The sequence below is a fragment of the Mycobacterium sp. ABE4_509 genome (genome assembly GCF_056160785.1).
This window is the reverse complement of sequence record NZ_JBSWXU010000227.1, coordinates 1-5,419: the sequence shown is the minus strand read 5'-3', so window position 1 is coordinate 5,419 and position 5,419 is coordinate 1. Positions and strand designations below refer to the sequence as shown.

General features: G+C 72.5%; 7 protein-coding genes. 3 read left to right on the top strand and 4 right to left on the bottom strand.

Annotated features, from left to right (window positions below; genetic code table 11):
* The 3 genes from menE to ACXAID_RS26925 form a co-directional block, all read left to right on the top strand.
* Positions 1 to 741, top strand: a 741-nt coding sequence (gene menE, locus ACXAID_RS26935) for an o-succinylbenzoate--CoA ligase (RefSeq protein ID WP_475025236.1), incomplete at its 5' end; no start/stop codon positions are given.
* A 40-nt stretch (positions 742 to 781) separates the two neighbouring features.
* Positions 782 to 1,399, top strand: a complete 618-nt coding sequence (locus tag ACXAID_RS26930) for a pyridoxamine 5'-phosphate oxidase family protein (RefSeq protein WP_475025235.1) — start codon at positions 782 to 784, stop codon at positions 1,397 to 1,399.
* Between the two features lie 49 nt (positions 1,400 to 1,448).
* Positions 1,449 to 2,804, top strand: coding sequence for a hypothetical protein (locus ACXAID_RS26925; RefSeq protein WP_475025234.1), 1,356 nt, complete (start codon positions 1,449 to 1,451; stop codon positions 2,802 to 2,804).
* Here the strand turns inward: ACXAID_RS26925 and ACXAID_RS26920 are convergent.
* From ACXAID_RS26920 to ACXAID_RS26905, 4 genes are all read right to left on the bottom strand, one after another.
* Positions 2,730 to 3,206: a hypothetical protein gene (locus ACXAID_RS26920; protein WP_475025233.1), complete on the bottom strand. Its 477-nt coding sequence runs from the start codon at positions 3,204 to 3,206 to the stop codon at positions 2,730 to 2,732. The genes ACXAID_RS26925 and ACXAID_RS26920 overlap by 75 nt on opposite strands.
* Positions 3,206 to 4,309 (bottom strand): molybdopterin-dependent oxidoreductase, encoded by a 1,104-nt coding sequence (locus ACXAID_RS26915; RefSeq protein ID WP_475025232.1) that lies wholly within the window; start codon positions 4,307 to 4,309, stop codon positions 3,206 to 3,208. The genes ACXAID_RS26920 and ACXAID_RS26915 overlap by 1 nt, the downstream gene beginning before the upstream one ends.
* The gene (locus ACXAID_RS26910) at positions 4,306 to 4,935 is read right to left on the bottom strand and encodes a methyltransferase domain-containing protein (RefSeq protein WP_475025231.1); all 630 of its coding nucleotides are present in this window, start codon (positions 4,933 to 4,935) and stop codon (positions 4,306 to 4,308) included. Before ACXAID_RS26910 ends, ACXAID_RS26915 begins: the two co-directional genes overlap by 4 nt.
* Positions 4,935 to 5,419, bottom strand: a 485-nt coding sequence (locus ACXAID_RS26905) for a TIGR04282 family arsenosugar biosynthesis glycosyltransferase (RefSeq protein ID WP_475025230.1), incomplete at its 5' end; no start/stop codon positions are given. The genes ACXAID_RS26910 and ACXAID_RS26905, both read right to left, overlap by 1 nt.

The window sequence follows — 5,419 nt, the reverse complement described above, 5'->3', positions numbered from 1 at the left end:
GACCTGGCCGGCGCGGTCGCCGCACTGGGCTCCGGGCGCCGCTACGCCTCGCTGGTGGCGGCCCAGCTGGACAAGGCACTGCAGGACCCCGGCGCTGCCGCGGCGCTGGCCGAGCTGGACGCGGTACTCATCGGTGGCGGCCCGATGCCGGCGGCGGTCGCGCAACGGGCCGCCGCAGCGGGTATTTCGGTGACCCGGACCTACGGGATGAGCGAGACGGCGGGCGGCTGCGTGTACGACGGGGTCGCGCTGCCCGGTGTGCAGGTGCGTGTCGACGCCGAAGCCCGGATCTGGCTGGGCGGGCCGACGGTGGCCTGCGGGTACCGAAACCCGGTGACGCCCGACCCGTTCGCCGAACCGGGCTGGTTCCGCACCGACGACATCGGGGCCGTCGACGACCGCGGCGTTCTGACCGTCGCCGGCCGGGCCGACGACGCGATCAGCACCGGCGGGTTGACGGTTCTGCCCGGGCTCGTGGAGGCCGCGGTGGCGGCCCATCCCGCGGTCGCCGAATGCGCCGTGTTCGGCGTTCCCGACGAGCGGCTCGGGCAGCGCGTCGCGGTCGCCGTGGTGCTCACACCGGGGCACTCGCTGACCCTGCCGCAGCTGCGCGCCCACACCGCCCAGACGCTGCCCCGCACCGCCGCGCCGCGCGAGCTGCACGTCCTCGACACGCTGCCCCGCCGCGGTATCGGCAAGCTCGACCGCGCTGCGCTGCGCCGGCTGTCGCCGGACACCTGAGCGCCACCCAAACGACGCCGCGACGCGGATAATCGCACCGGTGAGCAACGAGGTGACCTCCGTCGACGAGCTGCGCGCCATCGTCGGGTTTCCCAACGACGCGGTGGCCGACAAGGTGGCCGACAGGCTCTCGGCGGCCCACCGGCTCTGGCTGGCGCACTCGCCGCTGGGCTTCGTGGCGACCACCGACAGCCAGGGCCGGGTCGACGTGTCGCCGAAGGGCGACCCGGCCGGATTCGCGCACGTCGTCGACGACACGACCATCGCCATCCCGGAGCGGCCCGGCAACAGACGCGTCGACGGCTACCTCAACGTGCTGCAACGCCCGCACGCCGGCACCCTGTTCGTCATTCCCGGCCGCGGCGACACGCTGCGGATCAACGGCCGGGCCCGCGTCCTGTCCGACGCGGACTACTTCGACACGATGGCGGTGCAGGGCAAACGCCCCATCCTGGCGCTCGAGATCGCCGTCGAGGAGGTGTTCTTCCACTGCGCCAAGGCGTTCCTGCGCTCGGATGCCTGGGCACCGGAGAACTGGAACCCCGAGGCGGTGCCCAGCGCCGCGAAGCTGGCCAAGGCGGCGATGCGCACCGACGTGAGCCTCGAGGAGCTGGAGGCCTACCTCAGCGAGGACAGCATGCGCTCGATGCTGTACTGACCACCGGCCGGTTCGCGCGCCCGGCGACGACGCTGGGCACTATGGGAGGGTGCGAATCGGACGCAGAGAAGCGATTGCCGTCAGCGGCGCCGTGGTTCTGGTGGTCGCGGCGTTCGTGGTGCCGCGCCTCGATCTGGGCATAGTCACCCCACTGATCAACGCCTCCCCGCGCCGTTTCCGCGCTTTCGCCGACACCGCACCGATCTTCGGCTGGTGGAACGCCCACGTCGGCCCCGGCACCGTGCCGGCCATCGCCCTCGGCGTGGCGGCCGTGCTTTGGGGGCCGGCACTGGCCCGCCGGCTGCCGTGGCGCGCGCTGCCCTGGGTGGCGTGGGCGACCTCGGCGGCATGGGCGTTCAGCCTGGCCATGATCGACGGCTGGCAGCGCGGCTTCGCGCACCGCCTGGAGGCCCGCCACGAATACCTGCGCCAGGTGCCCTCGGTGACCGATGCCGGTGAGGCGGTGCGCACCTTCGCCGACCGAATCATCGACTACCAGCCGGACTCCTGGATCACCCACGTCTCCGGGCATCCGCCCGGGGCCCTGCTGACGTTCGTGTGGCTCGACCGGATCGGGTTGGGCGGCGGCGCCTGGGCCGGTCTGCTGTGCCTGCTGGTCGGCTCCAGCATCGCGGCCGCCATCATCGTCACCGTCCGGGCGCTGGCCGACGAGGACGCCGCGCGCACCGCCGCACCGTTCGTGGCGGTGGCCCCGACGGCGATCTGGATCGCGGTCTCCGCCGACGGCTACTTCGCCGGCGTGGCGGCCTGGGGGATCACGCTGCTGGCGCTGGCGGTCACCCGCACCGCGCGGCTTCCGCTCCTGGCCGCCGCCGGCGCCGGGCTGCTGCTGGGCTGGGGCATCTTCCTCAACTACGGCGTGGGCCTGATGGCGCTGCCCGCGGTCGCAGTGCTGATCAGCGCCGCGGGCTGGCGGCCCGCACTGTCGGCGCTGGCACCGGCGGTACTGGCCGCGGTGGCCGTGGTGGCGGTGTTCGCCGTCGCCGGCTTCTGGTGGTTCGACGGCTACCTGCTGGTGCAGGAACGCTACTGGCAGGGCATCGCCAACGACCGGCCGTTCCAGTACTGGGGGTGGGCCAACCTCGCGGCGACGGTGTGCGCGATCGGCCTGGGCAGTGTCGCCGGGTTGGCCCGCGCGTTCGACCCCGCGGCGCTGCGACGCCGCTCCGGGCTGCATCTGCTGGTGCTCGGCGCACTGCTGGCGATCCTGTTCGCCGACCTGTCCCGGCTGAGCAAGGCCGAGACCGAACGCATCTGGCTGCCGTTCACCGTGTGGCTGGTGGCCGCGACCGCACTGCTGCCGCGCCCGTCACTGCGATGGTGGTTGGCGCTCAACGTCATCGGCGCGCTGGTGCTCAACCACGTCATCCTGACGAACTGGTAGCAGCCGGCGCAGCAGGTAGTACACCGGCACGCAGGCCCACACGATCGCCACCGACACCCAGAAGCCCAGCGGGTAGTCACGGTTGAGAACCGTCATGTTGTCCGGACGCATCCCGGGCTTGTCGTAGACCGGGATCGCCAACAACACCAGCACCACCGTGCACAACGCCGCCACCGCGACCGGGGGCAGCCACCCGGCCGGGATCAACCGCCGGGCGGCCATCCCCGCGGCGGCGGCCAGCGGCGCGAACACGAAGTCGTGCACCACCACCCCCACGGCCGCCCACACCGCGATCCGCAGCATGATCACCGGGTCGAACTCCCACAGCAGCAGCGCCCCGTAGCCGATGCCGAGCAACCCCACCGCCACGAAGCACACCCGCACCGCGGTGATCGCGGACATCAGACGACCTCAATTCGAGACAGCCACTTCGTCTGCAGCACACCGGGCCTGGTCGGGGCGATCAGCCGGCACGGGTAGCCGTGGTCGAGGTGCAGTGTCTGCCCGTTGACCTGCAACGCAATCAGCGTCTTGGCGTCGCGGGCATGCCGGGCCGGCAGCACCGTACGCGAGTACGGGCCCGGCGGTTCCAGCGAGATCATCCGAACATCCGAGTCGGCCGGGGCGTCCACGGTCGCCAGCAGGTCGGCCAACACCACGCCGGTCCAGTCGGCGTTCGCGCTCCAGCCCTCCACACAGGCGATCGGCAACCGGTGGGTGGCCTGGCCCATCGCCTCGAGATCGGCCAGGCTGAACACGCGGCGGCGTTCCCCGTTGACGACCGTGAGCCGGTATTCCGGTGACCGCGCGGCCCGGATCACCCCGGCCGCGATCGCGCTGCGGTTCACCGGAACCCCCTGCGGCCCCTCCCCGGTGCGCGGAGCCAGCACCGACACCTGGCGCAGCCACGGAACGGTCTGCCCGGCCGTGACCAGGGTGGCCAGCCCCACCGCCAGCCAGGTGCCGCGCAGCACGGTGCGTCGCGACGGCACCGGCAGGTCGCCGCGCGGGGCGTCGTCCAGCGGCTCCCCCAGCGCGGCGCGCACCACGGGCAGCTTGACCCCGATGTGCACCGCGACCGCGCCGATCGCGACATAGGACATCGCGTAGTGGGCGGTGGTGAAGAAGAACTTGAACGCGTACCACTGCGCGATGTTGAGCAGGCCGGTGGACAGCTGGAACAGCATCGAGGCGACCAGCACCAGGATCGACAACCGCTCCAGCTGACGGACCGGCCCGCCGATCACCGGGCGCTCGAAGAGCTTGGGCCACACCGACCACAGCTTCACCACGACCAGCGGGATGGCGGCGATCCCGGAGATCACGTGCAGCCCCTGGGTGAACCGGTAGAGCCACACCGGGCTGGTCGGCCACCAGAACCACCCCGGCGGGTGCTGGATGAGGTGCGAGATCAGCCCGGTGAGGAAGCACACCGCGACGGTGACGCCGAGCACCAGACCGACGCGCGCTGTCACGGCCGTGCCGCGTGGCGAGCGCGTGCTCATTGGGCGACCAGAGTCGCGACGACGCGGCGACCGATCGGGTGGATGCCCGCCACCGCCAATCCCACCTCGGCGGCCAGTGCCGGCACCGAGTCGATGCCGACCGATGCCCAGCGGAACCACGGCCCGATCGCCCGTTTTGATTCCAGCCGAACCCAGCTGACGTTGATTCCGGTCGCCGCGGAATCGAATTCGGCGACACAGCAGCCGCCGCGGCGCAACAGTTCGGCGGCCCGGTGCAGGATGCGGCTGGGCTCACCGCCGAGGCCGACGTTGCCGTCGGCCAGCAGCACGTGATGCCAGCGTCCGGTGCCGGGCAGCGGCTCGAAGACATCGCGGCGCAGTGCCGGCGCGCCGCTGCGCCGGGCGAGTTCCACCGCGGTCGCCGACACGTCCACCCCGAGTGCCGGGACGCCGCGCTCGATCAGATGCGCGACCAGCCGGCCGGGCCCACAGCCCAGGTCGATCGTCGGCCCCCGGCACATGCCGACCACCGCGTGGTCGAACCTGGTGTCGGCGCCGCTGCCGCCCAGCCAGCTGCCCACCGGCAGCCGGCCGACCCGGCCGTCGTCATGACGCACCCAGCAGCGTTCGCCGCCCAGCGCGCGGTCGTAGAGGTGCCCGAACATCAGGCCACCGCCGCTGCGGTGGCCTGGAAGAAGCGGGACTGGGGCCGACACGCACCGCGCACCCCGGCGACGTCGTCGATGGTGTCCACATCGGCGAGTTCACAGACGAGTTCCACATCGACCCCCGTGTGCCGCAGCGCGGCAAGCGTTACAGCCCCGGTGTCCGGCGCCGACATGGGTACCTGACGCAGGCACCCGGCGGTCGCGGCGTCGGTGACGCCCAGCACCCACCAGCCGCCGTCGCGGGCCATCCCCAGCACCGCGCCGCCCCCGGTCAGGGTTCGTGCGCACCGCCCGATCAGTTCCGCGCTGACCTGCGGGGTGTCCATGCCGATCTGCAGCACCGGCAGCCCGCCGGTGGCGACCGCGGTGTCGGCGTGCGCGTTGGCCAGCCGGTCGGCGAAACCGTCGCCGCGCTGCTCGATCACCGTGAATGCGGCCAACCGCGCCCGGAGTTCGTCGCCGCGCTGGGCCGCGGCGAGGT